Raw genomic sequence first — 25,515 nt, 5'->3', positions numbered from 1 at the left:
CGCGGCAGGACACCGTCCGGCCCCGCGTGTGCGGGGCCGGGGGGCCACCTCGGCTAGCCTGGGTTCCATATGAATCGTCTGACCACGCCATTCGGCTCCTACGAACTCACCCGCTACCCCATCGACCCGCGCGACCGGCTCCGCGCCTGGGACGCCGCCGACGAGTACCTGCTGCGTCATCTCGACGCCGGTACCGGCGAACGCGGCCCGGTGGACCTCGCCGGCGCCGGGCAGGTCACCGTGATCGGCGACCGCTGGGGGGCGCTGACGACGGCCCTGGCCGCCCACCACCCCACGCAGATCACCGATTCCTCGCTGACCCGCGCCGCCACCGAGGCGAACCTGGACCGGGCGGGCATCGGCACCTCGAAGTCCACGGTGACCCTTCTGACCACGCAGGACGCGGCGCCCGCGCGGATCGACGTCCTGCTGGTGCGGGTGCCGAAGAGCCTGGCGCTGCTGGAGGACCAGCTGTACCGGCTGGCCCCGCACGTGCACGCGGGCACGGTGGTCGTGGGCACCGGCATGGTCAAGGAGATCCACACCTCCACCCTGCGCCTCTTCGAGAAGATCCTGGGGCCGACGAAGACCTCGCTGGCCGAGAAGAAGGCCCGGCTGATCTTCTGCACCCCGGGGAACCCGGGGGCGACCCGTCCGGAGAGCGCCGGGCCGTGGCCGGTGACGTACACGGTGGACGAGGACGGCGGCTCGGGCGCCGGACTGACCGTGGTCAACCACGCGGGTATCTTCTGCGCGGACCGCCTCGACGTCGGCACCCGCTTCTTCCTCCAGAACATCCCGACCAACACCGACGGGGCCCGGGTCGTGGACCTGGGCTGCGGCAACGGCGTCGTGGGCGCGGCGGTCGCGGTCGCCGACCCGGACGCGGCGGTCGTCTTCACGGACGAGTCGTACCAGGCGGTCGCCTCCGCGCGGGCCACCTACGAGGCCAACGTCCCCCCGGGCCGGCGGACGGCGGAGTTCCACGTCGGTGACGGGGTGGCGATGCTGGAGCCGGGTTCGGTGGACCTGGTGCTGAACAACCCGCCGTTCCACTCCCACCAGGCGACCAGCGACGCGACGGCGCTGCGCATGTTCGCGCAGTCGCGCAAGGTGCTGCGCACCGGCGGCGAGCTGTGGGTGGTCGCCAACCGGCACATGGGGTACCACACGCACCTGCGGCGGCTGTTCGGCAACAGCGAAGTCGTCGCGAGCGAGCCGAAGTTCGTGGTGCTGCGGGCGATCAAGCGCGAGGCCCGGGAGCGGTCCGTACGACCCATGTGACCAGCCAGTACGTCCTACACTCGGCCGCGTGAGCACCGGGGCACAGAGGGACCGCGCGAGCGGGGAGCGGCGTTACCGCCGGGAGGACGTGGCCGAGGCGGCGGGCGTCAGGGTACGCAACCTGCGCTACTACCAGGAGCGCGGGCTGCTCCCCCCGCCGCGCCGCGAGGGGCGGATCGCCTGGTACTCCGACGACCACCTGACCCGGTTGCGGCTGATCAGCGACCTGCTGGGCCGCGGGTACACGGTCAACGGCATCGCGGAGCTACTGGCGGCCTGGGAGCAGGGCGGCGGTCTGTCGCAGTTGCTGGGCCTGGAGCGGGAGATGACCCGGGACTGGGTCAAGGAGGAGCCGGTCTCGATGACCCGGGCCGAGCTGCGCGAGCTGTTCGGCCCGGCGGCTTCGGCCGAGGACACCCGGCGGGCGGCCGCGCTGGGCTTCGTACGCGTGGACGGGGACGTGGTCACGTACCCGAACCGGCGGCTGCTGGAGGCCACGGTGGCGCTGGTGCGCCAGGGGGTGCCGCTGGCGGAGATCCTGGACGCGGGGGACTTCCTCCAGGTCCAGGCGGCCGCGCTCGCGGACCGCTTCGTCGCGCTGTTCCGGCGTCACGTGATCGGCCCCGAGGGGTTGGAGCCACTTTCGGCCACCCAGCTGGATCACGTCCGGGAGGCGGTGACGGCACTGCGCCCGGTGGCCGGCGAGGTCGTGGCGTCGGAGTTCGCGCGGGCGATGGCCCGGCGGGTGGAGGCGGAGGTCGCCGAACTGCTGCGTACGGAGCAGTAGGAGTCGGCCGAAAGGGTGCGGTCGCGCAACCTTGCCAACCACCATTGGCACTCTTACATTCAACTCGTCGGTAACAAAGGTGCACAGCCGAGATAAGGGACGATCTCATGGCAGATTCACCGAACTTATCCGAACCGCCCGGCGGGGAAGGCGCTCCCGCGGACGCGGTCGGCAGAGACGAGGGCCGGGTCCGCTGGCGCCGGTTCGCCCTGTTGACGGTACCCGCGGTGGCGGTGACCGCGGGGCTCGGAATCGCCCTCGCGCAGGGCGCGCTCGCCGCCTCGTTCGCGGTGTCGGGACAACAGTTCAAGGTGTCGGCGAAGAGCCTGGAGGGCGAGGGCTTCGCCCAGTACGGCAGCGTCGACGTCAACGCCCGCGACGAGCTCATACCGGTGGCGGTCACGGCCATCAAGGAGGCCAAGCTGCACAGCCTCTGCCAGTCGGTGGTCACGACCCTCCCCGTCATCGGGGACATCTCGCTCAACCTGACGGCGGGCGACAAGGATCCCGTCGAGGCCAGCAACCTCTTCGTGGACGCGACCCAGCTCGGCGGTGACGCGGTCTTCACCAACATCGAGATCGGCCGCGATGCCTCCACCCTCGACAAGGGGCCGGCCGAGGCCGTGGGCATGCAGGACCTCTTCGCCCAGCAGGCGGACACGGTCAGCATCACCAAGCTCCAGCAGACGGCGTGGGCGACCAACGCCGGCACCTTCAAGCTCTCCGGGCTGAACATGAACATCAGCAAGGGCAAGAAGGAATGCTTCTGAGCCGCTGGCGGCGGTGGCGGCGCGCCCGGCCCTTCTGGGGCGGGCTCTTCGCGGTCCTGGCCGGGGCCTGGATCTGCGTACTGCCGCTCGCACCGCTGAAGATCATGCTCCAGCAGGGGGTGGCGGGCATCCCGTCGGTCCTGATGGGGATCATCATGATCGTCCTCGGTCTCACCGCCTGGTTCTCCCCCCGGCAGCGCTCCCTCGCCGGGGTCCTCACCACCCTGATCGCCACCGCCTCGCTGGTCCTCTCCAACCTCGGCGGGTTCCTGATCGGCACCCTGCTCGGCATCCTCGGCGGCGGGCTCATGTTCGCCTGGCAGCCCGGCCCGCCCCGGCGCCGCCGGCGCCGCCGCTCCGGGAGCACCCCGGAGGACTCCGCCGAGGACAGCACGACGAACAGCACGGCGAACAGCACGGCGTACACCACCGCCCCCACCCCGCACCACGATCCCCAAGGAGCACAGCCATGAGCCGTACGCGTACCGCTCTCGCCCTCGGGATGGCGGCCGCGGCCGCCCTGACGGTGGCTTCGGCCTCCGCCACCGCCGCACCGTTACCGCTGGCCGGGTCGACGACCGTCACTCCGGCAGGGCACGCCTTCAAGGCCACCCTCAGCGGGAAGGCCACCCTCAAGGCCGGCTCGGTGACGGTGACCTGCACGGTCTCCGTCTCCACCGGCTCGGTGCCGGCCGCCCCCGGCAACCACAACGCGGCCGGGCCGGTCTCCTCGCCCATCTCGCCGCCGACGTACAGCTCGTGCACGTCGAGCATGCCGGGGGTCACCCCGACGGTGACGACCAGCGGCGCCTGGGCCGTCTCGATGCAGAACGGCTCGCCGATCACGGCCACCATGACGGTGCCGACCGGCGGCCTCGTCGTGCACACCACCGGCCTCGCCACCTGCACGGTCACCGCCGCCCCGAGCGGTCCGGCGGCGGTCGGGGGCACCTGGGCCAACGGCGCGCCGTCGAGCCTGACCTTCACCAACGCCTCGGTTCCGGTCACGGTCACCGGTGGCTTCGGCTGCCCCACGAGCGCGACCTCCTCCACCTTCAACGCCGTGTACAAGGTGACCGACACCACCAACGCGGCCCAGCAGATCACCGTCACCCCCTGACCCCGGCCACGGCGACGGCACCCGCGCCCCACCGGCCCGGATCTCCCGGGGCGGTGGGGCGCGGGCGTGTACGCGGGCGTGTACACGGTCGGAAAATGCGTTGCCCGGCCGCGTGCGGGCGCGCGAAGCTCGACGTCATGTCACACACCGAACACCAGGGATCCGGCGTCGACGCGAACACGGCTGCGACTGCGGCTGCGACTGCGACTGCGGGCACGGCCGCCGGCCGGCAGGGGCGCGGCGTCCAGGACCTCTTCTCCGGCGGACGGCTCCTCGTGATCCCCCGCAAGAGCGCCCGGCGCGAGCAACTCCTGGCCCACCTCGCCGAGTCCCTCTTCGCGCCGGACCGCGCCTACACCGAGCCCCAGGTGAACGAGGCCCTGCTCACCGTGCACGAGGACTGTTCCGCGCTGCGCCGCTACCTGATCACCTCGGGCCTGCTCACCCGTACCCGGGACGGCGCCAGCTACCGCCCGGCCACGACCACCCGGTAGTGCGTGGTGAGCCGTCCGTCGTCGCCGATCACGTGGAAGGCGACGGCGGGCGGCTCGTCGAGGTGGACGTGGTGCCCCGGGTCCGTCCGCGTCTCCCACGGGAGCCGGAGGGTGGAGACCACGCCGGGCGCGACCAGCAGCGGACGGCCCGCGAAGGTGGTCACGGCCGCCGTGTGGGCGTGCCCGCACAGGAAGGCCAGCAGGTGGGGGTGGCGCTCCGCGAGGCCGGCGAGCCGCTCCTGACCGAACTGCCTGATCCCGTCGACGTACGGGGTGTGCAGCTCGACCGGGGGGTGGTGGAAGGCCACCAGCACCGGGACCTCGTGCGGGGTGTCGGTGAGGATGCCGTCGAGCCAGGCGAGGGTGGAGTCCGCCAGGTACCCGTGGTGCTCGCCGGGTACGGAGGAATCGCACACCGCCAGCACGAACCCCTCCCCGCGCAGCACCTGGTCGACGGGCTCCGCCGACGGGTCCGCCTCGCCCAGCAGCACCCGGCGGAACGCGACGCGCTCGTCGTGGTTCCCGGGGCAGAGAACCACCGGATGGCGGGTGGTCAGCGCCTTGCGCGCCTCCTCGTACTCGGCCGCGGTCCCTCCGTCGGCTATGTCCCCGCTGACCAGCACCGCGTCGAGGTCGTACGGGAGGCCGTCCAGGTACTCCACCACGGCGCGGGTGCGCTCCGCGGCGCGGGGTCCGCCGTCGAGGTGGACGTCGCTGAGCTGCGCGATCACGATCACGGGTGGGGCTCCTTCGCCTCGGGTGCGGCCCGCGCCGGCCTGCGATGACGGTCCGTCACCGCCCGGCGGCGGGGCCGGGTCACCCATTCAACACGGCGCCCCGCCGGGCACGGCGGCCTCCCGTCCCGGGCGCGGAGGTCCCGGGGGCCCGCACACAAGGCCGTCCCCGCGACGCGTACGGTCCGGCCGAGCGGGTTCCGGGCCGGACGCGGCGGAGGGGCCGGCCGTGGTCCGTGCGGGCCCCGCTCAGGCGGCGCCGGTCGCGCCGAGGGCGAGGGCCACGGCCGCCGTGACGGCGAAGGCCGCGCGGGCGGCGAGCCGCAGGGCGGTGCGGGGCAGGTGGGCAGCGCGCATGGCAGGACGCCTTTCCGGGCGGGAGGTCGATCCACTAGGTCTACTTAGGTAAGGCTAACCTAATGAAGATCGCCCCGGAAGCCCCACCCCCGGGCTTGGCGGGATCCCGCTCCCGCTAACCCCGGTAGCCCTCCAGCAGCCGCAGCCACACTTCGCTGACCGTGGGGAACGCCGGCACCGCGTGCCACAGCCGCGCGATCGGAACCTCCCCCACCACCGCGACCGTCGCCGCGTGCACCAGCTCGGCCGCGCCCGGGCCCACGAAGGTGGCGCCCAGGATCACCTCCCGTTCGAGGTCGACGACCATCCGGGCCCGCCCCCGGTACCCGTCGGCGTACAGCCCGGCTCCGGACACCTTGCCGAGGTCGTAGTCGACGGCGCGCACCCGGCACCCCGCCCGTTCGGCCTCCTCCAGGGTCAGGCCCACGGAGGCGGCCTCCGGATCGGTGAACACCGCCTGGGGCAGCGCCTCGGTGTCGGCGGTGGCCGCGTGCGCGCCCCAGCGGCCGGTGTCCGGCTCGGTGCCGGCCGCCCGGGCGGCGATGGCGGCGCCCGCGATCCGGGCCTGGTACTTGCCCTGGTGGGTCAGCAGCGCGCGGTGGTTGACGTCCCCGACCGCGTACAGCCAGTCGAAACCGGGGACCCGGCAGCCGTCGTCGACGCCGATCCAGTCACCGGGGGTGAGCCCCACCGTGTCGAGGCCGATGTCGTCCGTGCGCGGCGCCCGGCCGGTCGCCATCAGCAGCTCGTCGCCCTCCAGGGTCTCGCCGCCCTCCAGCACCACCGTCACCGGGCCGGTCGAGCCGTCCCGCACGACCGCCTCCACGGCCACCCCGGTGCGCACCACCGCTCCGGCCCCGGTCAGCGCCTCGGCGACCAGCTCCCCCGCGAAGGGCTCCATCCGCGGCAGCAGCCGGGAGCCCCGTACGAGAACGGTCACACGGCTGCCGAGGGCCTGCCAGGCGGTGGCCATCTCGGCGGCCACCACCGAGCCGCCCACGATCAGCAGCCGGCCCGGCACCCGGCTCGCGGACGTGGCCTCGCGGCTGGTCCACGGCCGGGCTCCGGCGAGCCCCGGCAGATCGGGGACCACCGCACGGGTGCCGGTCGCGACGACCACGGCGTGCCGGGCGGAGAGGACGTGGTGCTCCCCCTCGGGGCTGGTCACGGCGACCTTGCGGATCCCGTAGAGGCGGCCGTGGCCCCGGTAGACGTGGGCACCGACCGAATCGAGCCAGTCGATCTGGCCGTCGTCCTTCCAGTGTCCCGTCCACGCGTCCCGGTGCGCGAACACCGCCTCCGCGTCGAGCGGGCCCTGGACGGCGCCCGCCAGCCCCGGCACCCGGCGCGCCTCCGAGCGGGCCAGGGCCGGGCGCAGCAGCGCCTTGCTGGGGATGCAGGCCCAGTACGAGCACTCCCCGCCGACGAGTTCGCTCTCCACCACTGCCGTACTGAGCCCGGCGGCGCGGGTCCGGTCGGCGATGTTCTCGCCCGCCGGTCCCCCGCCGAGCACCACGACGTCGTACTCCACCGCTTCGGTCATGCCGTCCAGTGTCACAGGCCGGGCACGGTGTCCGGCAATCTCAGGCTTCCGGCGTGCCGGACGTGCCCCGGCCCTCCTCCGGCGGGGAGGACGGCGGGCCGGACTGCGCCGCCTCGGCGGCGATCTTCGCGCGGACCTCGTCCATGTCCAGGGCCCTGGCCTGACCGATCAGGTCGGTCAGTGCCGCCTCCGGCAGGGCTCCGGCCTGGGCGAAGACGGCCACCTGATCCCGGACGATCATCAGGGTCGGGATCGAGGTGATGCTGAAGGCCGCGGCCAGCTCCTGCTGGGCCTCGGTGTCCACCTTGGCGAAGACCAGGTCGGGGTTGGCCTCGGCGGCCTTCTCGTAGACCGGGGCGAACTGGAGGCAGGGGCGGCACCAACCCGCCCAGAAGTCGATCAGCACGAACGGGTTCTCGCTGACCGTCCGGTCGAAGTTCTCCTTGGTGAGCTCGACTGTAGCCACGGTGTCCAGACCTCCTGATTGCTGCGTGTTCCTCGTGAACGATCGACCGGTCCGTGGCATTCCGCCCGGCTCGGGCGGGCCGTATCGGCGCCCCTAGAACGGATGGGCGGGCGCCGTGGTGCGGGCCGTGGTCCAGCGCAGCTCGGTGAAGGCGTCGAGGTTGGCCTCGCCGCCGAAGCGGGCGCCCGTACCGGAGGCGCCGACCCCGCCGAAGGGGGCCACCGCCTCGTCGTTCACGGTCTGGTCGTTGATGTGGGCGATGCCGGTCGGGATGCGTTCGGCCAGCTCCAGGCCGTGCGCCGCGTCGCCGGTGACGATGCCCAGGGAGAGACCGTAGGGGCCGGCGCAGGCCAGCTCGACGGCCTCGTCCTCCGTCGCGAAGGACCGTACGGGTGCCACCGGACCGAAGACCTCCTCGCAGTAGGCGGGGGTGTCCTCGGCGACGCCCGCGAGCACGGTCGGGCGGTAGAAGAGGTCGTCGTGGGTGCCGCCCGCGAGGAGCTTGGCGCCCTGGCCGAGGCTGGCCTCGACCAGGCCGTGGACCCGGTCCAGCTGGGTCCGGTCGAGCAGCGGGCCGAGGTGGACGGGCTCGCGGTACGGGTCCCCGACGGTCAGCGCCTCGGCGCGCGCGGCGAGGCGCTCGACGTACTCGTCGTAGAGGGAGGCGTGGACGAGGTGGCGTCCGGCGGTCATGCAGATCTGGCCCTGGTGGAAGAAGGAGCCCCAGGAGGCCTGCGCGACGGCGTCCTCGACGTCCGCGTCGGCGAGCACGACGAGCGCCGAGTTGCCGCCCAACTCCAGGTGCGCCCTGGTGAGGTGACGGCCCGCCAGCTCGGCGACCGTACGGCCCGCGGCGGTGGATCCGGTGAAGGAGACCACGCGCACGCGCGGGTCGGCCACCACCGCGGCGCCCGTCGCCGCACCGCCGGGGAGCACGTGCAGCAGCCCCGCGGGCAGGCCGGCGGCCGCGAACACGGCGGCGAGGGCGAGGCCCCCGCAGACCGCGGTGCGGCGGTCCGGCTTCAGCAGGACGGCGTTGCCGAGGGCGAGCGCGGGCGCCACGGAACGGATCGAGAGGATGAGCGGGGCGTTGAAGGGGGCGATCACCCCGACCACCCCGGCCGGGACGCGCCGGGTGAAGGAGAGCCGCGGCGCCTCGCTGGGCAGCACCTGCCCGGCCGGGCGGGAGGCCAGCGCGGCGGCCTCGTAGCACTCCTGGGCGGCCACGTGCAGCTCGAAGTCGGCCTTTCCGGGGATCGAGCCCGATTCGCGGACCAGCCAGTCCCGCAGTTCGGCGGCGTGCGCGGCGAACAGGTCCCCGGCACGGCGCAGGACGGCGGCCCGCTCCAGGTGCCCGGCCCGCCCCCAGTCGCGCTGAGCGGCCCGGGCCCGCACGGCCGCCTCGGCCACGTCGGCGGGCGCGGCCAGGTCGAGGGTGGCGAGGGTACGGCCGGTCGCGGGTTCGAGGACCGGGGCCGTACCGCCGGTGAGGGTGGGTCCGTCCTGCCAGAGTGTCGGATCGAGCAGCGGCATGACGCGGGGCCTCCGGAGGGGGTGGGCGGAGCGGGGGGCGGCAGCACGCGCCATCGTGCCAGACGGGGGGCACCACTTCTGTTCAGTTATTGGGCAGTTGACGCGATCCCGTGACCGGAAACGATCGACGCCGGGGCTCCCCGCGCTGGAGTTCCCCGCGCCGCGGCCCACCCCACGGCCAAGGCCCGCCCCCGACGCGGCTCAGCGCTCCAGGACCAGCGCGATGCCCTGCCCGACGCCGATGCACAGCGCCGCCATGCCGACGCCCGAGCCCGCCGCCGCCAGCTGGTGGGCGACCGAGCCCGCGAGCCGTGCCCCCGAGGCCCCGAGCGGGTGGCCGATGGCGAGGGCCCCGCCGCGCGGGTTGACGACGGCCGGGTCCAGCTCCGGCCAGGCTTCGAGGCAGCCCAACGCCTGGGCGGCGAAAGCCTCGTTGAGCTCCATGACGGAGAGGTCGGACAGTCGGCGGCCCGCCCGGGACAGCGCCCGCGCGACCGCGTCGACCGGACCGAGCCCGAACAGCTGCGGCTCGATGCCGGTGACGGCACTGACCCCGATCCGGGCCAGCGGCTCGCGGCCGGTGGCGGCCAGCCCCGCCTCGTCGGTGAGCAGCAGCGCCGCCGCACCGTCGTTGAGCGGAGAGGAGTTCCCGGCGGTGACCGTGCCCGAACCGTCGTCGCGGAAGGCCGGCCCCAGGCGGGCCAGGGACTCGGGGGTGGAGCCCTCGCGGATGGACTCGTCGCGCAGGAGGTCCGTACGGGGGTACGCCACGACCTCGCCGTCGTACAGTCCGGCGGTCCAGGCCGCGGCGGCCTTGCGGTGGCTCTCCAGCGCGAACAGGTCCTGCGCCTCACGCGTGATGCCGTGCTTCTCCGCGATCAGTTCGGCGCCCTCGCCGAGGGAGCCCGCCCATTCGGCGGGCATGCGCGGGTTGGTCATCCGCCAGCCGAGGGTGGTCGACCACATCTGCTGGTGCCCGGCGGGGAAGGCCCGTTCGGGCTTCTGCACCACCCAGGGGGCGCGGGTCATCGACTCGACGCCTCCCGCGATGGCGACGGAGGCATCGCCCAGCGCGATGGCGCGGGCCGCCTGCACCACGGCTTCGAGTCCCGAGCCGCACAGCCGGTTGACGGTCACGCCGGGCACCGTCACCGGCAGCCCGGCCAGCAGCACCGCCATGCGCGCCACGTCGCGGTTGTCCTCGCCGGCGCCGTTCGCGTCGCCGAAGACGACGTCGTCGATGCGGGCCGGGTCGAGGTCGGGCGTACGGTCCACCAGGGCGCGCACCACGTGGGCGGCCAGGTCGTCCGGCCGGACCCCGGCGTAAGCCCCGCCGAACTTGCCGATGGGGGTGCGGACGGCGTCGACGACGTACACGTCGCGGACGGTGCGGATGCTCATGGGGTCTCTCCTGGGCGGATCCGTACGGGTGGAGGCGCGGCGGTGCCGGTGGGTCGACCGGAGTCGCGACCGGAGTCACGACCGGTTTCGCGACCGGAGTCACAACCGGAGTGCGACCGGTGTCGCGACCGCCGTGGCGGCCACGGTGGTGGCCGGGCACGTGGTGCGGACACCGGGGCGGGGCGCCGGGTGCGCCCGGTGGGGCGCGCCCGCAGTCTCCGCCGCCGCGTCGCCGCCTGTCAACGGCCCGCCGTGGCGGCCGGACCGCGGCCGCCGCGTCAGGTGGTTTCGCGGCGGAGCGCCAGCGCCGCCATCAGATCGTGCCGCCGGGTGATCTCCGACGGCTCGCGCACCGCCCGGTCCACGAGCGAGGCCAGGTGGTCGCCCGAGGGCAGCTCGATCTGGACCGTGCTCAGCCGGGGCCGCAGCAGCCGCCCGAGGAGCAGGTCGTCGGCGCCGATCACGGCCACGTCCCCGGGGATCCGCAGGCCCTCGTCCTGCAGGGCGCGCATCAGCAGCATCGCGTACTCGTCGTTGTACGCGAACACCCCGTCCAGCTCCAGCGTGCGCCACCGGGCGGCCAGCGCGGCCGCGGACTCCTCCGTGTAGGCCATCGCGAGCGGCCGGATCCGCGCGCCCGCCACGGCCCGGGCTCCGGCCAGGCGGGGCCCGGAGAACAGCTCCAGGCCGTCCTCCTCCGGGACGATCACGCCGATCCGGGGCCGGCCCCGTTCGACGAGGTGCGCGGCGGCCTGCGCACCGACCTCCGCCTGGTCCATCACGAGGGCGTGCGCCCCCGGCACCGCGACGGGACCCAGGGTGATCACCGCGCGGGCACCGGCCCGTTTGAGGGTGGCGACGTTGTGCGCGGACAGGGCGGTCTCCCCCAGCGAGATCACCGCCACCGGGCGCAGTTCGGCCCAGGCCCGCGCGGCCTGGTCACCGCTGAGGCCGAGGCTGCCGTACTGCACCACCGTGTAGTCGAGGCGGCGCAGCGCCCACTGGAGCTCGTTGAGGAAGGCACTGTAGAGCGGGCCCGCCGGTACGTGCGAGGTGGGCAGCAGGACGATCCGGGTGTGCCCGGCGCGCAGGCTCCGGGCGGCCGCGTGCGGGACGTAGCCCAGCTCCTCGGCGGCCTCGTGGACCTTGCGGCGCGTGGGCTCGCTGATGCGTACGGCTTCGGCGTTGTTCAGCACGTACGAGACCGTCGCGCGCGATACGCCCGCCAGGCGGGCGACGTCGGCGCTGGTCGGCGGGTTCGTTGAGTCAGACATTGCCGTCGCATCTTTCCAGACCGATCAACGCCGGGGTCTAGCGGATGGCCGGAATCGAGTGCTACACAGTGGTTACACGATTCATTGACACGTGTAACCACCGTCAACACCCGGTAACCGCGGCGTTGCTTCCCCCTGCGCACGGGGCGGCGCCGCACGTGTCGACGTACGTGCCCAGCCGTGCCGCCGTCCCGTCGCGCTCCGACGCACCCCCGCCGTCGCGACGGGCCGGCGCGCACCCCCTCACCCGCTCGCACTCGCTGCCCAGGAGGGCACCGTGGCCCCTTCCTCCCCCGGCACCGGCAACGCCGCCGCCACCACCTCCACCTCCGACGCCTCGGCCGCACCGGCCGGACCCGGCGCACCGGGCCCCACGCGCGGGCTGCTGCCCCTGCTGCTCGTCGGCAATTCCGCGATGTACGCGCTCTACATCGGAGTCGCGGGCGTCCTGCTCGCGCTCCAGGTCGAGGACGTTGACCCGGCGAACAAGGTTGCCAACTTCGGCCTGATCGCAGGGGTCTCGGCGATCTTCGCGACCGTCTTCAACCCGGTCGCCGGCGCGCTGTCCGACCGCAGCGGCCGGCGCAACCCCTGGATCCTCGGCGGCGGCCTCGCGGCGGTGCCCGCGATGTTCCTGCTGGGGTTCGCCGACACCATCCTGCTCATCACGATCGCCTGGTGCCTCGGCCAGGCCGTCATGAACGTCTACCAGGCCGCCCTCACCTCCGTCGTCCCCGACCGCGTCTCGATGACCGCCCGGGGCAAGGCCTCGGCCGCCGTCGGTCTCGGACTGCCCATCGGATCCGCCGTCGGCGCGCTCGTGGGCGCCGCCTTCTCGGACGACTACCGCACCGGCTACCTCGTCTTCGGCGCGCTGGTGGCGGCGGCCGCAGTGCTGTTCTCCACCTGCGCCCGGGAACAACGGCTGCCGGCCCGCGCGCCCCTGCCCGTCCGGGCCCAGCTGGCGGCCTTCGCGGGCGCCCTTCGGGACCACGACTTCCGCTGGGCGTTCATCGGGCGGGCGCTGCTCGTCCTCGGCTACTTCGCGGTGAGCGGCTACCAGCTCTACATCCTCCAGGACCACACGGTGCTGCCGGACGGGATGGAGCCGGAGTCGGCGGTGGCCCTGCTGATGCCGCTGTCGAGCGTGGCGATGGTGGTCTCCACCGTCGTGGGCGGCTACCTGTCCGACCGGTTCGAGCGCCGCAAGCTCTTCGTCGGCGCCTCGGCCCTGCTGTCGGCGATCGCGCTCGTGATCCCGGCCGTGTCGACGAGCTGGGCGGCGATGCTGGCCTTCTCCGTGGTCAACGGGCTGGCCTTCGGGTCCTACATGGCGGTGGACACCGCGCTGGTCACGATGGTGCTCCCCAAGGCCGAGGACGCGGCCCGGGACATGGGCGTGCTCAACATCGCGAACGCCGGACCGCAGATCGTCGCGCCGTTCATCGCCTCGCTCATCGTCTCGGTGAGCGGCGGGTACACCGCGCTGTTCGGCGTCGCCGCCGTACTGGCCGTGGCGGGCGCGCTGGCCGTCCGCCCGATCCGCGGGGTCCGCTGACGCCCGCCCCCGCCTTGCCTGGTCCTCCTTTCCCTTCCCTTCCCTCGTTCCCCCCTTTTCCGAAAGGCTCCACCGTGCGGTTGCACACGCAGACCTGGGGCGCGGGCGACCGCCTCGCCCTGCTGATCCACGGCATGATGGCCGACCACCGCACCTGGCGCCGGGTCGGCCCCGCACTCGCCGGGCTCGGATACCGGGTGATCGCCGTCGACCTGCGCGGCCACGGCGCCAGCGGGCGCGGCGAGTACCGCCCCGAACTCTTCGCGGACGACCTCGTGGAGAGCCTGCCCGCGGGCGCCGAGCTCGCCATCGGCCACTCCCTGGGCGGTCTGACCCTGTCCCTGGCCGTGGACCGGCTGAAACCCGCGCGGGCGGTCTACTCCGACCCGGCCTGGCACCTCTCCTCCTCCGAACCCGGCTTCGGCCCGGAGCTGTTCGCCGCCTTCAAGACCGCCGACCGGGAGCGGATCCGGGCGATGAACCCGCGCTGGGACGCGGCGGACGTGGAGGTGGAGGAGCGGACGCTGGCGCTGTGGGACGAAGCCACCGCGCTGAACCTGGCCCCGCCGGCCGGCCGGGACCTGATGCCCGCCGCGCCGGTGGTCCCCTCGCTCGTCCAGCTGGCCGATCCGAGTTTCCTGATCTCCCCCGAGCGGGCGGGGCTGCTCCGGGAGCGAGGGTTCGAGGTCCGCACGGTACCGGGGGCGGGACACACGATCCACCGGGACGACTTCGACGGTTTCATGGCCTCGCTGGAGGGCTGGGTCTAGACCCGCGCGGCCGGACCCCCGTGACCGGGACCCCCGGTCCCTTCCGCATCCCCGACTCCCCCCTTACCGTCGTTACTTACCGACCGGTAAGGGGGAAGTCCGATGGCGGGCTCGTCGCGTGCGTACGGTTGCGGGCAGGCGCCGGGGGTGCGGGCCGCGCCCGGCCCGCAGGGGCCCGTCGGCCTGCGGGAGATGGCCGCCGCGCTCTCCGGAGGCAGCGTCACCGCACGGGAGTTGACGGAGCTGGCGCTCGTACGCATCGAGGCCACCCGGAGCTCCCTCAACGCCTTCCGGATCGTCCGCGCCGAAGCGGCCCTGGCCGAGGCGGACGCGGCCGACGCGCGGCTTGCGCGCGGAGAACGGCTGCCGCTGCTGGGCGTGCCGGTCGCCGTCAAGGACGACATGGACGTGGCCGGGGAGCCCACCGCCTTCGGCTGCGCCGGGGACTTCCCGCCGAAGCGGGCCGACAGCGAGGCGGTACGCCGCCTGCGCGCGGCCGGGGCGGTCATCGTCGGCAAGACCCACACGCCCGAGCTGGGCCAGTGGCCCTTCACGGAGGGCCCCGCCTTCGGAGCGACCCGCAACCCCTGGAACCCGGCCCACACGCCCGGCGGTTCCTCCGGCGGCTCGGCCGCCGCCGTGGCGGCCGGGCTGGTGCCGGCGGCCCTCGGCTCCGACGGGGCGGGTTCGGTACGGATCCCCGCCGCCTGGACCCACCTGGTGGGGGTGAAGCCGCAGCGCGGGCGCATCTCGACGTGGCCGGAGCCGGAGGCCTTCCACGGGCTCACGGTCAACGGCGTGCTGGCCCGTACGGTGGCGGACGCGGCGCTGCTCCTGGACGCCGCGAGCGGTCCGGCCCCCGGTGACCGGTACCGCCCCGCCCCCATCAGCGCCGCCCGGGCGGCTGCCCGTCCGCCCGGGAGGCTGCGGATCGCGCTGTCCTTCGGCCGGGCCTTCACCGCCTCGGCCACGCCCCCGGATCCGGTGGTGCGGGCGGCGGTGGAACGGCTGGCCGGGCGGCTGGAGGCGCTGGGCCACGAGGTGGTCCCCGAGGACCCGCGCTACGGCCCGATCGGCCCGCTCTTCGTACCGCGCGCGACGGCCGGGGTGCGCGAGCTGGCGTCCCGGGTCCCGGACCCGGCCCTGCTGGACTCCCGTACGCACGGGGCGGCCCGTACGGGGCGCCTGCTGGGCGGGGCGGCGCTGCGGCTGTCGCGGCGGGCCGAGGGCATGCTGCGGCGCCGGGTCGGGGAGCTGTTCGGCCGCTTCGACGTGGTGCTCACCCCGACGACGGCCACCCCGCCGCTGCGGATCGGCGCCCTGGCGGGGCTGGGGGCGCTGGCCACGGACCGGGCGATGATCGCGGCGTGCCCGTACGCCTGGACGTGGAACGTGCTGGGCTGGCCGGGCGTCGGCGTCCCGGCCGGGTTCACCCCCGACGGGCTGCCGCTGGGGGCGCAGTTGCTGGGTCCGGCGAACGCCGAACCGAGGCTGCTGGCCCTGGCGGCGCAGCTGGAGGCGGCCGAGGGCTGGGCCGGACACTGGCCGCCGGGAGCGGTGCGCTAGGGGCTGTCGTCAAAGTCGTGTCGTAGCCCGGAGGGCGGCCCCGCGGCGTCCGGTGCGTGCTCTCGGCGTGCCGGGCGGAAGCCCTCGTACTGGACGTACTCGGGATTTCGCCCGGTGCGGCGAGAGTGCGTGCCGGGTGTCGCGGGGCAGACACGACTTTGACGACAGCCCCTAGGCCGGATCTGCTCCTCCGGGGCGGGGTGGGTGCTGTGTAATGTCACATCGCATGGACATGACAGTCTCCAGCGGCAGCACGACCCCGCGCCGCACGGTCACGCGCGCCGGCCTCCTGTTCCGCGCGGCCCTCACCACCGCCCTGCTCGGCATCACCGCCGCGCTCCCGCCCGTCGCCGCCCGGGCGCAGGACGGCGCACCCGGCTGCCGGAGCGCCGTCGCCGCGGACTCCGTACCCGCGCCGGATCCGGAACAGCGGCGCCTCGCGGATCCCCGTACCGCCGCGTTCCCCGAACGGGCCGGACTCGACGGCTTCGTACGCCGCTTCCCGGCCGCCCTGTGCAGCGCGCGCGACGCCGTCGGAGCGGAGCGGCTCCTCGACGCCTGGGGCGAGGCGCTCTGGCAGGCCGCCGTCGACCGGGCGCAGGGCCGGCGCCCCGGCGGGGACCTGGCCGCCGGTGACGACCGGCCGCTGTACTGGGCCCGGCTGGCGATGACGGTCCGGCTCGCCGGCTGGCAGCCGGCGTTCCCCGTCGACCGGGCGGCCCTGAAGTCCCGGTTCGAGGACGCCTCGCGCGGTCTGACCGCCAACGAGTTCCGCGCCGCCCCGGGCGTACGGCGGATCTTCGTCAGCGGCTTCGACCCCTTCGGACTCGACGCCGAACTGCGCCGCGCCAACCCGTCGGGCTCGGCCGCCCTCCAGCTCAACGGCCGCCGCACGACCCTGGCCGACGGAACGGTCGCCGAGTTCCGGGCGGTCGTCCTGCCCGTCCGCTACGCCGATTTCGACGCCGGGATCGTCGAGCGCGCCTACGGACCCCGGCTGGCGGCGGGGCCCCGCTCCGCCGACATGATCACCAGCATCAGCCAGGGCTACCCCGGGCTGTTCACCCTGGAGGCCTGGGCGGGCCGGGCCCGTTCGGCGGACCCGTACCCGGACAACGCGAACGCCCTCTCGGGCGGCACGTACGACCACCCCGTCACGGCGCCGGGGATGGGCCCGGGGGCGGAATTCCTGCGGACCAGCCTGCCGACCGACGCCATGACCTCCGTCCAGGCGCCCTATCCCGTACGCCTGAACACCGCCGTCAGCGAGATCCCCGCCGGGGGGACGATCCCGGTCGACCGTGCGGACGGTCCGACCGCGGGCTCGCGCGCCGTGGCGGGCGGGGGCGGCGGCTACCTCTCCAACGAGGTCGCCTACCGTTCCAACCGCCTGCGCCTGGAACTGCGCCCGGGCCTGCCGGGCGGTCACCTGCACACCCCGGTGCTGACCGGCCTGCCGGCCGATCCCGCGCAGCTCACGGGGGCCGAATTCGACCGCACCGAGGCCGCCATCACGACGCAGGTCCTGGCCGTCCTGCGATCTTCTAGCGCAGGGCGCTGAAGGCCTTCGTGAAGGCCAGCGGCTGCTGGAGGACCGAACTGCACGTGGGGTCGGCGTGGTCGAGGGCTCCGGCGGCGCACTGCCGGTCGCGGGCTGCGGACCACATGGCCAGCCGCCCCATCCCCTTGGCCGCGGCGAACTCCACCAGCCGCGTGGCGTCGGCGACCGTGAAGACCTCCGTGGCGACGTCGTTGACGCCGATCATCGGGGTCACCGCGACGGCCTGCCAGGCGGCCCGGTCGGACAGTGCGAGCACTGCCTTGAGCTGTGCCTGGGTCGCGGTCGCCGCCTGGACGGCGTACTCGCCCATGTTCCCGGCGTACGCGGGGCCGTAGTCCATCGCCATGATGTTGACGCTGTCGATCCGTACGCCGTTCGCCCGGGCGTCGGCCAGCAGGGCCACGCCCGGCTGCGTCAGCCCTTCGGGCATCACTGGCAGGGTGAACGCCACGTCCAGGCCGGGGTGGGACTTCTGCAGCCGGGCCACGGCCTGCGCGCGGCGGGTGTTGGCGGCGGTGTCCGGCAGTGCGGCGCCCTCGATGTCGAAGTCGACCTTGGTGAGCCGGTACTGGTCGATGACCTTCCCGTACGCCGCCGCGAGGTCGTCGGCGCTCGCGCAGTTCAGGGCCAGCTCGCGGCCGGAGGCCCCGCCGAACGAGACGCGGACGTCGCCGCCCCTGGCGCGCAGCGCGCCGATCTGCGCGGCCACCTTGTCGCTCGCCAGGCCGGTGACGCCGCCCCACAGCGGGGAGCAGCCGCCGCCCGAGGTGACGAAGGCGAGGTGGAACTCCTTCACGCCGGTGCGGGCGGCGGTGTCGAGGAGGTCGTGGGCGGGGTAGAGCGAGGTGTCGACGTACGGGGCGAACCGCGCGCCGGCGCCCGGGGCCGGGACGGGCGCGGGGGGCGTGCTCGCGGCCGGCGTCCCCGTGGGAACGGTGCTCGGCACGACGGTCGGCCGTCCGCCGGGGACCGGGGTCGCGCCCTGGTCGACGGAGCACTTGACGCCGTCGATCAGGCACCCGGTGGGACCGCCGGAGCCGCCCGCCCCGCTCCCCCCGCTCACGACGAACCCGACGGTGACGGACGCGCCGGGCGCCAGCGTGCGGTTCCAGCTCGCGGGCCGGACGGTGACGTGCCGCCCGTCGCGCCCTTCGACGGTGTGGGTCCCGTTCCACAGGGAGTCGATCCTCGTGCCGGCGGGCAGGTCGAAGCGCAGGGTCCAGTCGCTCTGGGGCGCGGCCGTGCCGTTGGTGACGACGTACTGGCCCGTGAAGCCCCCGCTCCAGGAGCCGGCGGTGGTGTAGACGGCGCCGACCGAGGTGGCCTGGGCGGTCCCGGTGAACGCGAGGGCGGCGCCCCCGATCACCGCCGCCGCCACGATCGCTCCCGTGGCCTTGGCCCGGCCGCTGGTCCTGCGGCGGTGACCGACTGTGCTGCCCATGACGTGCCTGCCTCTGCTGTGCTGCGGGGAGTTGACTTCCGGCAGCACGCTAGCCAGCACACAACGGACAATCACCGCTTCCCGCCCCAGCCCGGCGAACCTTAGGTTCCGTTTAAGGGAGCGATCGGACGGCGTTAAGCCTCAGCGCAGGGCGAGGAAGACCGCCCCCGCGACCGCCGTGCCCAGGCCCGCCCCGGCGACCGCCTGGGCGGGGGTGTGGTCCCGCAGCCGGACCCGCGACCAGCCGACGAGGGCGACCAGGACGTACGCGGCCAGCGGCCCGGGCCCGTACGCGAGGGCCAGGACGGCGACGGCCCCGGCGGCGACGGCCGTGTGCACGCTGATCTTCCACCGGGTGGTGACCGCCAGGATCGCCACGACCGTCGCGAGCATCGCCACGACGAGCGCCGTCACCTCGCGGGGCCCTCCGAGGAGCACGAGGCCGCCGATGCACGCGACGACGGAGACGATCACTCCGGGCAGCACGATCAGCCGGTCCTCGCGGCGCCGCACGTGCCGGTCCCCCCAGTACCCGCGCCGCTGCCCCCACCGGATCCACAGCATCGGAACGACCCCGCAGAAGAACGCGGCGAACGCCCCCCACCCGACGCCCGCGGCTCCCGCGGCGTGCCACCCGGTGAGCACCGTCACGCCGAGGATCCACGTCCTGGGCTCCAGCCCGTCGGTGATCCCCCGCGCCACCCGCACCCCGCCCGCACCCCCTTGCACCCCCCGATCATGCCAGCCCCCGAACACCCGCTTCGCGGCACGCACACACCACCCCCGCGAACGCCGTGTCCCGGGATCCGGCCGCATCGCCACCGGCGGGCAACCTGTCCCGGACGGGCGTTCGGTGCGGAGCGTGATCGGGGCGGCTGTGTTGCCGGGGGCGGAAAGCCAGTAATCTCCGCGCAATGACGGCACTTTCGCATCACGGCAACGGTCACGTCGAGCAACCGGGGCGGGACGGCTCCGCCGCCACCGTCGAGGCCGATCCGCTGGCCATCGGCCCCGTGCGCACCGAGTACGCCCCCGATCCGGACGGGGATCCCGACCCCGGGGAGATCGTCTGGACCTGGGTCCCCTTCGAGGAGAACGACGGGCGCGGCAAGGACCGGCCGGTGCTGGTGGTGGCGCGGGAGGCCGGCGGGCACACCCTGCTCGCCGTGCAGCTCTCCAGCAAGCGGCACGACGCCGACCGGGAGTGGGTGGCGATCGGCTCCGGGCCGTGGGACGGCGCCGGCCGGGAGTCCTGGGTGGACCTGGACCGGGTGCTGCGGGTCCACGAGGCGGGCATGCGCCGCGAGGCCTGCGCGCTCGATCCCCTGCGGTTCCGCCTGGTCACGGAGCGGCTGCGCGAGCGCTACGGCTGGCAGTAGCAGCCCGGCGGCGGCGCCTCAGGCCGGGAAGGCCCGTTCGAAGGCCCGGCGGGGTGCGGGGTCGCGGTCCAGGATGCCGAACGCGACCTCCTCGAAGGTGCCCGCGAAGCGGCCGGTCAGCAGGGCGCGGAAGGCCTGCGCCACCTGCGCCGGGTCGTTGCGGAAGACCCCGCACCCCCATGCCCCCAGGACGAGCCGCCCGTAACCGTGCAGGGCGGCGACCTCCAGGATCCGCTCGGCCCGCCGGGCCAGGGCGGCGGGGATCTCGTGGGCCCGCTCGGGCTCCTGGCGGCGGATCGTGCCCGCGTTCGGTGCCGGGGAGGTGAGGAAGCCGGCCCGGAACGGGGTCTCCAGCAGGTCGCCCCGGTCGTCGCGGAAGACCGGCACCCCGGGCGAGTGAATCACCCGGTCGGTGTAGAAGGTGCTCCTCCCCGCGCGGTGGGTCTCGTAGTACTCCCGGGCCTCCAGGAGGGTCTCGTAGAGCGCCGAGGCGCGGCACAGGGCCTCCTCCTGCGCCTTGGCCCCGCGCACGTAACCGCCCCCGGGATTGCGGGCCGAGGCGTGGTTCAGGACGGCGACGGGGCCCCGCGCGGCGAGGCGACGCGCGGCGACCGTGCTGCTCTCCCCCGTGACCTCGAACGCCGTGCGGTGGGTACCACCGACGGCCCCTCTGTCTGGAATGACCCGGTTCGGCCCATATATCCTGGTTCCGGCCTTGGCTTCCGCCAGGGCGGCGGCGAGGGAGACCGGCCGTCCCGTCCGCGTCCGGTACTCCCCGGCCGCCAAGATCATCGCGTTCTCCCGCGCGATCTCACGCAATCTGCTGCTCACCGCGCCATCCTCGGGCGCGAGCAGCCTCGGCGGCAAAGGCATTTGTGCTCCGGGCACGGGTAGGCACGGGTGACATCACGGCCGACGACAGGAGACGAGGTTCCGGTCATGACCGAGGACGTACCCGCTCCACCCGCACGGGACCGGGCCCACGAGGCCCTCACCGAGGCGGGCGCCGAGGACCTGGTCCACGGCATCTGCTTCAAGACCGGCCCGCCCCGGCTCCTCGGCGCGGAGCTGGAATGGCTCGTGCTCGACGCGGAACGGCCCTGGCTGCCGCTCGCGCCCGAGCGGCTCGCCGCGGGCCACGAGGCGGCCCGGGCACTGTCCCTGCGCTCCTGCCTCACCGTGGAACCGGGCGGCCAGCTGGAGCTCAGCTCGGCCCCGGCCGGCTCCCTCACGGACTGCGTGGACGGCCTCCAGGCCGACCTGGACGCGGTCCGCGCCGCGCTGGGCGAGCGCGGGCTGGTCCTGCGCGGGCTCGGCCGGGATCCGCGCCGCCCGCTGCGCCGGCTGCTGGACAGCCCGCGTTACGAGGCCATGGAGACCTACTTCGACCGGACCGGTCCCGCCGGGCGGGCCATGATGCGCGCCTCCGCCTCGGTACAGGTCTGCGTGGACGCCGGACAGGAGGAGCCCGGCCCGCTCGGCTACGGCCGGCGCTGGCGGCTCGCGCACCTGCTGGGCGCGGTCCTGGTGGCCGCCTTCGCCAACTCCCCCGCGCGGGAAGGCCCGTACCGGGGCTGGCGGTGTGCGCGGCAGGGCATCTGGAACGACCTCGACACGCGCCGCTCCCTCGCCCCGCCGCTGGACGGCGAACCCCGCGCCGCCTGGACCCGGCACGCGCTGGACACCGAGGTGATGTGCGTACGGGCCGACGCGGACGGGCCCTGGACGGTGCCGCGCGGGCTGACCTTCCGCGACTGGGTGCGCACCGGCGGTGCCCACCACGGCCTGCGGCCGCCGACCGCCGAGGACCTCGACTACCACCTGACGACCCTCTTCCCGCCGGTCCGGCCGCGCGGCCACCTGGAACTGCGCATGATCGACGCGCAGCCGGGCGAGGACGGCTGGCTGGTCCCGACGGCGGTCACGCACGCGCTCTTCGACGATCCGGAGGCCGCCGAGACCGCCTACCGGTCGGTGAAGGCCCTGACCGACGGCTACGGGTCCGCGCGCGCCCCGCGCAACGCCCTGTGGCACACGGCCGCCCGGACCGGCCTGGCCGATCCGGAGCTGCGCACGGCCGCCACGGCCTGTTTCCGGGCGGCGGGCGAGGCACTGCCCCGGCTCGGGGCGAGCACGCGCGTGCGGGACGCCGTCGAGTCCTTCACCGACCGCTACGTACGGCGCGGCCGCTGCCCGGCCGACGATTCCGGGGAACACGAACCACTCCTGCACCCCGCCGGGAAGGGACAGCGCCCGTGACCACCGAGACCCACCCCGAGACCGGCACCGGACCGCTGCGTGAGCGGGCCGTCGCCGCCCTGACCGCGGCGCGCGCCCGCACGGCGGCGCTGACCGACGCCGTGGACGACCCGGACCTGACCGCGCAGCACTCCCCGCTGATGTCGCCGCTGGTCTGGGACCTGGCGCACATCGGCAACATGGAGGAGCTCTGGCTGCTGCGCAACGTGGCCGGCCGCGCGTCGATGCGTCCCGAGATCGACCCGCTGTACGACGCCTTCGAGCATCCCCGTTCGGAGCGTCCGAAGCTTCCCCTGCTGGGGCCCGCCGAGGCCCGCGGCTACGCGGCCGAGGTCCGCGGACGCGTCTTCGACCTGCTGGAGCGCACCCCGCTGGAGGGCACGGCCCTGCTCGACGGGGGCTACGTCTTCGGAATGATCGCCCAGCACGAACAGCAGCACGACGAAACGATGCTGATCACCCATCAACTGCGTTCGGGCGGGCCGGTCCTGACCGCGCCGGACCCCGGTCCGCCGCAGGGGCCGCCGCCGGAGAGCGCCGACGTCCTGGTGCCGGGCGGGCCGTTCACCATGGGCACCTCCGCCGAGCCCTGGTCGCTGGACAACGAGCGGCCCGCGCACGTCCGGGAGGTTCCCGCCTTCCGGATCGACACGGCCCCGGTGACCAACGCCGCGTTCCAGGCCTTCATGGCCGACGGCGGCTACCGCGAGCGCCGCTGGTGGGCCGCCGAGGGCTGGGACCAGATCCGCGCCCACGACATCGGCGCCCCGCTGTTCTGGACGCGCGAGGGCGGGCAGTGGCTGCGCCGGCGCTTCGGGGTGACCGAGCCGGTGCCCGCCGACGAGCCGGTGCTCCACGTCAGCTGGTACGAGGCGGACGCGTACGCCCGCTGGGCGGGCCGGCGCCTGCCCACCGAGGCCGAGTGGGAGAAGGCCGCCCGCCACGACCCGGTCTCGGGCCGCTCCCGGCGCTACCCGTGGGGCGACGCCGACCCCACCCCCGCCCACGCCAACCTGGGCCAGCGCCACCTGCGCCCGGCCGCCGCGGGCGGCTACCCGGCCGGCGCCTCCCCGCTCGGGGTGCGTCAGCTGATCGGCGACGTGTGGGAGTGGACGTCCTCGGACTTCCTGCCGTACCCGGGCTTCCGCGCCTTCCCGTACCGCGAGTACTCGGAGGTGTTCTTCGGGCCGGAGCACAAGGTCCTGCGCGGCGGCTCCTTCGCCGTGGACCAGGTCGCCTGCCGGGGCACGTTCCGCAACTGGGACCTGCCCGTGCGGCGGCAGATCTTCGCCGGGTTCCGTACGGCGGGTGACGCCTGATGTGCCGTCACCTCGCCTACCTGGGACCGCCCGTACCGCTGGGGCGGCTGCTCAGCGAGCCCGGGCACGCCCTGGTGCGGCAGTCCTGGGCGCCGCGCCGGCAGCGGCACGGCACCGTCAACGCGGACGGCTTCGGCGTCGGCTGGTACGCCGAGGGCGATCCGGTCCCGGCGCGCTACCGGCGCGACCGGCCGCTCTGGGGGGATCCGGGCTTCGCCGACCTCGCCCGCGTGGTGCGCAGCGGGGCCTTCCTGGCCGCCGTCCGCGACGCCACCTTCGCCGGGCCGGACGGGGAGGCGGCCGCGGCGCCCTTCGCCTCGGGGCCCTGGCTGTTCAGCCACAACGGGGCCCTGCGGGACTGGCCGGACGCGATGGCGGAGCCCGCCGCCGCCCTGCCGCCGCAGGAGCTGCTCCAGCTGGCCGCGCGCACCGACTCGGCGTTCGTATGGGCGCTGGTGCTGCACCGGCTGCGCGGCGGCGACGACCTGGGCACGGCCCTGGCGGAGCCGGTCCGCGAGCTGGCCGGCGCCGCTCCCGGATCCCGGCTGAACCTGCTGCTGACCGACGGCACGGCCATCGCCGCGACCGCCTGGGGCGATTCCCTGTGGTACCTCGCCGATCCGCCCGCCCGCCAGGTGGTGGTGGCGTCGGAGCCGTACGACGACGATCCGCGCTGGTGCGAAGTGCCCGACCGGACCCTGCTGACCGCCACCCCCGCCCGGGTCGCCCTGACCCCGCTCAAGGAGACCGCTGCGTGAACGACTTCCAGTTGACCCGGACCCTCGACGAGCACGCCGCCGACGCGGCGCTGCGCACCGACGTGCTGAGCGGGCTGACCCGCTCCCCGAAGGAGCTGCCGCCCAAGTGGTTCTACGACGCCCGGGGCAGTGAACTCTTCGAGGAGATCACCCGGCTGCCCGAGTACTACCCGACCCGCGCCGAGCGGGAGATCCTGCTGGAACGGGCCCAGGAGATCGCGGCGGTGACCGGGGCGCGCACCCTGGTGGAGCTGGGTTCCGGCTCCTCGGAGAAGACCCGGCACCTGATCGAGGCGCTGCCCGCGCTGGAGACGTACGTACCGGTGGACGTGAGCGAGAGCGCGCTGACCGGTGCGGCCGAGGCCCTGCTGGCCGAGCATCCGGGCCTGCGGGTGCACGCGCTGCTGGCGGACTTCACGAGGCCGCTGCGGCTGCCGCAGTCGGCGGGTCCGCGGCTGGTGGTGTTCCTGGGCGGCACGATCGGCAACCTGCTGCCGCCCGAGCGGGCCCTGTTCCTGGCGTCGGTACGGGCCATGCTCTCGCCGGGGGACGCCCTGCTGATGGGCACGGACCTGGTCAAGGACGAGGGCGTGCTGGTGGCGGCGTACGACGACGCCCGGGGGGTGACGGCGGAGTTCAACAAGAACGTGCTCGCGGTGATCGACCGGGAGCTGGGGGCGGACTTCCACACCGCCGACTTCACGCACGTGGCGGTGTGGAACCGGGAGCACGAGTGGATCGAGATGCGGCTGCGGGCCACGCGGGCGGTGACGGTGAAGGTCAGGGCGCTGGACCTCGCCGTTCCGTTCGAGGAGGGCGAGGAGATCCTGACGGAGATCTCGGCGAAGTTCCGTCAGGAGGGCGTCCGCAGGGAACTGGCCGGGGCCGGGCTGGAGCTGTCCCACTGGTGGACGGACGCGGAGGGACGTTTCGCGCTGTCCCTGTCGGTGGCCGACGGCGTGGCGGACTCCGTCACCGGCTGACGCAGCGGCACCCGCACCACCGTTGAGGGGCGCGGCTGGGCGGGTACGCCCCCCAGCGGGTGCCGCTCGCGCGCTTCGTCCTGCCCGCCGAGGACGGCCCGCCGGGCCGCCCGAGCGAGGTCCCGCCGGTCCGGGTGACGGCCCGGCGGGATCCGCGG

General features: G+C 74.6%; 24 protein-coding genes. 15 read left to right on the top strand and 9 right to left on the bottom strand.

The features are described 5' to 3' along the window. Positions 1-78 precede the first annotated feature (78 nt). The 6 genes from ACGFXC_RS02165 (at position 79) to ACGFXC_RS02140 (ending at position 4,455) form a co-directional block, all read left to right on the top strand. Positions 79-1,284, top strand: a complete 1,206-nt coding sequence (locus ACGFXC_RS02165; protein ID WP_393709587.1) for a methyltransferase — start codon at positions 79-81, stop codon at positions 1,282-1,284. Between the two features lie 28 nt (positions 1,285-1,312). After that, on the top strand, positions 1,313-2,071 hold the full coding sequence (locus ACGFXC_RS02160; RefSeq protein ID WP_393708582.1) for a MerR family transcriptional regulator: 759 nt from the start codon (positions 1,313-1,315) through the stop codon (positions 2,069-2,071). Between the two features lie 107 nt (positions 2,072-2,178). Further along, positions 2,179-2,841, top strand: coding sequence for a DUF6230 family protein (locus ACGFXC_RS02155; RefSeq protein WP_393708580.1), 663 nt, complete (start codon positions 2,179-2,181; stop codon positions 2,839-2,841). Further along, a complete protein-coding gene (locus ACGFXC_RS02150) occupies positions 2,832-3,314 on the top strand; it encodes a DUF6114 domain-containing protein (RefSeq protein WP_393708578.1) in 483 nt (160 codons plus the stop codon). The genes ACGFXC_RS02155 and ACGFXC_RS02150 overlap by 10 nt, the downstream gene beginning before the upstream one ends. Beyond that, positions 3,311-3,961, top strand: a complete 651-nt coding sequence (locus tag ACGFXC_RS02145; RefSeq protein ID WP_393708576.1) for a hypothetical protein — start codon at positions 3,311-3,313, stop codon at positions 3,959-3,961. Before ACGFXC_RS02150 ends, ACGFXC_RS02145 begins: the two co-directional genes overlap by 4 nt. A 137-nt stretch (positions 3,962-4,098) precedes the next feature. Beyond that, complete coding sequence (locus tag ACGFXC_RS02140) at positions 4,099-4,455, top strand: DUF2087 domain-containing protein (RefSeq protein WP_393708574.1); 357 nt, start codon at positions 4,099-4,101, stop codon at positions 4,453-4,455. Here the strand turns inward: ACGFXC_RS02140 and ACGFXC_RS02135 are convergent. The 6 genes from ACGFXC_RS02135 to ACGFXC_RS02110 form a co-directional block, all read right to left on the bottom strand. Next, a complete protein-coding gene (locus tag ACGFXC_RS02135; RefSeq protein WP_393708572.1) occupies positions 4,428-5,192 on the bottom strand; it encodes a metallophosphoesterase in 765 nt (254 codons plus the stop codon). The two genes, ACGFXC_RS02140 and ACGFXC_RS02135, sit on opposite strands and share 28 nt — an antisense overlap. A gap of 469 nt (positions 5,193-5,661) precedes the next feature. Continuing rightward, positions 5,662-7,089: a dihydrolipoyl dehydrogenase family protein gene (locus ACGFXC_RS02130; protein ID WP_393708570.1), complete on the bottom strand. Its 1,428-nt coding sequence runs from the start codon at positions 7,087-7,089 to the stop codon at positions 5,662-5,664. Positions 7,090-7,129: 40 nt separating this feature from the next. After that, on the bottom strand, positions 7,130-7,555 hold the full coding sequence (locus ACGFXC_RS02125; RefSeq protein WP_393708568.1) for a thioredoxin family protein: 426 nt from the start codon (positions 7,553-7,555) through the stop codon (positions 7,130-7,132). Between the two features lie 93 nt (positions 7,556-7,648). After that, positions 7,649-9,088: an aldehyde dehydrogenase family protein gene (locus tag ACGFXC_RS02120; protein WP_393708567.1), complete on the bottom strand. Its 1,440-nt coding sequence runs from the start codon at positions 9,086-9,088 to the stop codon at positions 7,649-7,651. Positions 9,089-9,289: 201 nt separating this feature from the next. Then, entirely contained in the window at positions 9,290-10,489 is a 1,200-nt protein-coding gene (locus tag ACGFXC_RS02115) for a thiolase family protein (RefSeq protein WP_393708565.1), read from the bottom strand. A gap of 278 nt (positions 10,490-10,767) precedes the next feature. Continuing rightward, positions 10,768-11,763 carry a LacI family DNA-binding transcriptional regulator gene (locus ACGFXC_RS02110; protein WP_393708563.1) on the bottom strand — a complete coding sequence of 332 codons (996 nt, stop codon included), beginning with the start codon at positions 11,761-11,763 and terminating at the stop codon, positions 10,768-10,770. A gap of 277 nt (positions 11,764-12,040) precedes the next feature. On the opposite strand from ACGFXC_RS02110, the gene ACGFXC_RS02105 reads away from it, so the two are divergent. The 4 genes from ACGFXC_RS02105 to ACGFXC_RS02090 all read left to right on the top strand — a co-directional run bounded on the left by ACGFXC_RS02105 (position 12,041) and on the right by ACGFXC_RS02090 (position 17,218). Beyond that, positions 12,041-13,321 (top strand): MFS transporter, encoded by a 1,281-nt coding sequence (locus ACGFXC_RS02105; RefSeq protein ID WP_393708561.1) that lies wholly within the window; start codon positions 12,041-12,043, stop codon positions 13,319-13,321. Positions 13,322-13,395: 74 nt separating this feature from the next. Beyond that, positions 13,396-14,091, top strand: coding sequence for an alpha/beta fold hydrolase (locus tag ACGFXC_RS02100; RefSeq protein WP_393708559.1), 696 nt, complete (start codon positions 13,396-13,398; stop codon positions 14,089-14,091). Positions 14,092-14,193: 102 nt separating this feature from the next. Beyond that, positions 14,194-15,657 carry an amidase gene (locus ACGFXC_RS02095; protein WP_393708557.1) on the top strand — a complete coding sequence of 488 codons (1,464 nt, stop codon included), beginning with the start codon at positions 14,194-14,196 and terminating at the stop codon, positions 15,655-15,657. A gap of 226 nt (positions 15,658-15,883) precedes the next feature. Beyond that, a complete protein-coding gene (locus tag ACGFXC_RS02090) occupies positions 15,884-17,218 on the top strand; it encodes a pyroglutamyl peptidase (protein ID WP_393708556.1) in 1,335 nt (444 codons plus the stop codon). Here ACGFXC_RS02090 and ACGFXC_RS02085 read toward each other — a convergent pair. Next, entirely contained in the window at positions 17,202-18,659 is a 1,458-nt protein-coding gene (locus ACGFXC_RS02085) for a cellulose binding domain-containing protein (RefSeq protein ID WP_393708555.1), read from the bottom strand. The genes ACGFXC_RS02090 and ACGFXC_RS02085 overlap by 17 nt on opposite strands. A gap of 141 nt (positions 18,660-18,800) precedes the next feature. Further along, positions 18,801-19,388: a hypothetical protein gene (locus ACGFXC_RS02080; RefSeq protein ID WP_393708554.1), complete on the bottom strand. Its 588-nt coding sequence runs from the start codon at positions 19,386-19,388 to the stop codon at positions 18,801-18,803. A 185-nt stretch (positions 19,389-19,573) separates the two neighbouring features. Between ACGFXC_RS02080 and ACGFXC_RS02075 the strand changes: the two genes are divergently transcribed. Continuing rightward, complete coding sequence (locus tag ACGFXC_RS02075) at positions 19,574-20,038, top strand: type II toxin-antitoxin system PemK/MazF family toxin (protein ID WP_393708553.1); 465 nt, start codon at positions 19,574-19,576, stop codon at positions 20,036-20,038. 18 nt (positions 20,039-20,056) lie between these two features. On the opposite strand, the gene ACGFXC_RS02070 is transcribed toward ACGFXC_RS02075, so the two are convergent. Continuing rightward, entirely contained in the window at positions 20,057-20,869 is an 813-nt protein-coding gene (locus ACGFXC_RS02070; protein ID WP_393708552.1) for a TIGR02452 family protein, read from the bottom strand. Between the two features lie 108 nt (positions 20,870-20,977). Here ACGFXC_RS02070 and egtA point away from each other — a divergent pair, with 108 nt between their 5' ends. From egtA to egtD, 4 genes are read left to right on the top strand one after another with little or no spacing between them, the layout of a single operon-like run. Beyond that, positions 20,978-22,297 (top strand): ergothioneine biosynthesis glutamate--cysteine ligase EgtA, encoded by a 1,320-nt coding sequence (gene egtA / locus ACGFXC_RS02065; RefSeq protein WP_393708551.1) that lies wholly within the window; start codon positions 20,978-20,980, stop codon positions 22,295-22,297. Beyond that, positions 22,294-23,616 (top strand): ergothioneine biosynthesis protein EgtB, encoded by a 1,323-nt coding sequence (gene egtB / locus ACGFXC_RS02060; protein WP_393708550.1) that lies wholly within the window; start codon positions 22,294-22,296, stop codon positions 23,614-23,616. The genes egtA and egtB overlap by 4 nt, the downstream gene beginning before the upstream one ends. Further along, the gene (egtC, locus tag ACGFXC_RS02055) at positions 23,616-24,374 is read left to right on the top strand and encodes an ergothioneine biosynthesis protein EgtC (RefSeq protein WP_393708549.1); all 759 of its coding nucleotides are present in this window, start codon (positions 23,616-23,618) and stop codon (positions 24,372-24,374) included. The genes egtB and egtC overlap by 1 nt, the downstream gene beginning before the upstream one ends. Continuing rightward, complete coding sequence (egtD, locus tag ACGFXC_RS02050; RefSeq protein ID WP_393708548.1) at positions 24,371-25,357, top strand: L-histidine N(alpha)-methyltransferase; 987 nt, start codon at positions 24,371-24,373, stop codon at positions 25,355-25,357. Before egtC ends, egtD begins: the two co-directional genes overlap by 4 nt. Positions 25,358-25,515: the final 158 nt, after the last annotated feature.

Origin of the sequence: Streptomyces sp. NPDC048507, from assembly GCF_043199995.1 — a bacterium.
In the GTDB taxonomy this organism is placed as follows: domain Bacteria; phylum Actinomycetota; class Actinomycetes; order Streptomycetales; family Streptomycetaceae; genus Streptomyces.
Note: the sequence above shows the minus strand (reverse complement) of the source record. Positions and strands in the feature narration are given on the sequence as shown.

Bases quoted from the DNA above. Each gene is read 5' to 3' on its own strand.
- ACGFXC_RS02155 (WP_393708580.1), top strand. From the start codon at position 2,179: ATGGCAGATTCACCGAACTTATCCGAACCGCCCGGCGGGGAAGGCGCT.
- ACGFXC_RS02150 (WP_393708578.1), top strand. From the start codon at position 2,832: ATGCTTCTGAGCCGCTGGCGGCGGTGGCGGCGCGCCCGGCCCTTCTGG.
- ACGFXC_RS02145 (WP_393708576.1), top strand. From the start codon at position 3,311: ATGAGCCGTACGCGTACCGCTCTCGCCCTCGGGATGGCGGCCGCGGCC.
- ACGFXC_RS02140 (WP_393708574.1), top strand. From the start codon at position 4,099: ATGTCACACACCGAACACCAGGGATCCGGCGTCGACGCGAACACGGCT.
- ACGFXC_RS02130 (WP_393708570.1), bottom strand. From the start codon at position 7,089: ATGACCGAAGCGGTGGAGTACGACGTCGTGGTGCTCGGCGGGGGACCG.
- ACGFXC_RS02120 (WP_393708567.1), bottom strand. From the start codon at position 9,088: ATGCCGCTGCTCGATCCGACACTCTGGCAGGACGGACCCACCCTCACC.
- ACGFXC_RS02115 (WP_393708565.1), bottom strand. From the start codon at position 10,489: ATGAGCATCCGCACCGTCCGCGACGTGTACGTCGTCGACGCCGTCCGC.
- ACGFXC_RS02110 (WP_393708563.1), bottom strand. From the start codon at position 11,763: ATGTCTGACTCAACGAACCCGCCGACCAGCGCCGACGTCGCCCGCCTG.
- ACGFXC_RS02095 (WP_393708557.1), top strand. From the start codon at position 14,194: ATGGCGGGCTCGTCGCGTGCGTACGGTTGCGGGCAGGCGCCGGGGGTG.
- ACGFXC_RS02090 (WP_393708556.1), top strand. From the start codon at position 15,884: ATGGACATGACAGTCTCCAGCGGCAGCACGACCCCGCGCCGCACGGTC.
- ACGFXC_RS02085 (WP_393708555.1), bottom strand. From the start codon at position 18,659: ATGGGCAGCACAGTCGGTCACCGCCGCAGGACCAGCGGCCGGGCCAAG.
- ACGFXC_RS02075 (WP_393708553.1), top strand. From the start codon at position 19,574: ATGACGGCACTTTCGCATCACGGCAACGGTCACGTCGAGCAACCGGGG.
- egtA (WP_393708551.1), top strand. From the start codon at position 20,978: ATGACCGAGGACGTACCCGCTCCACCCGCACGGGACCGGGCCCACGAG.
- egtC (WP_393708549.1), top strand. From the start codon at position 23,616: ATGTGCCGTCACCTCGCCTACCTGGGACCGCCCGTACCGCTGGGGCGG.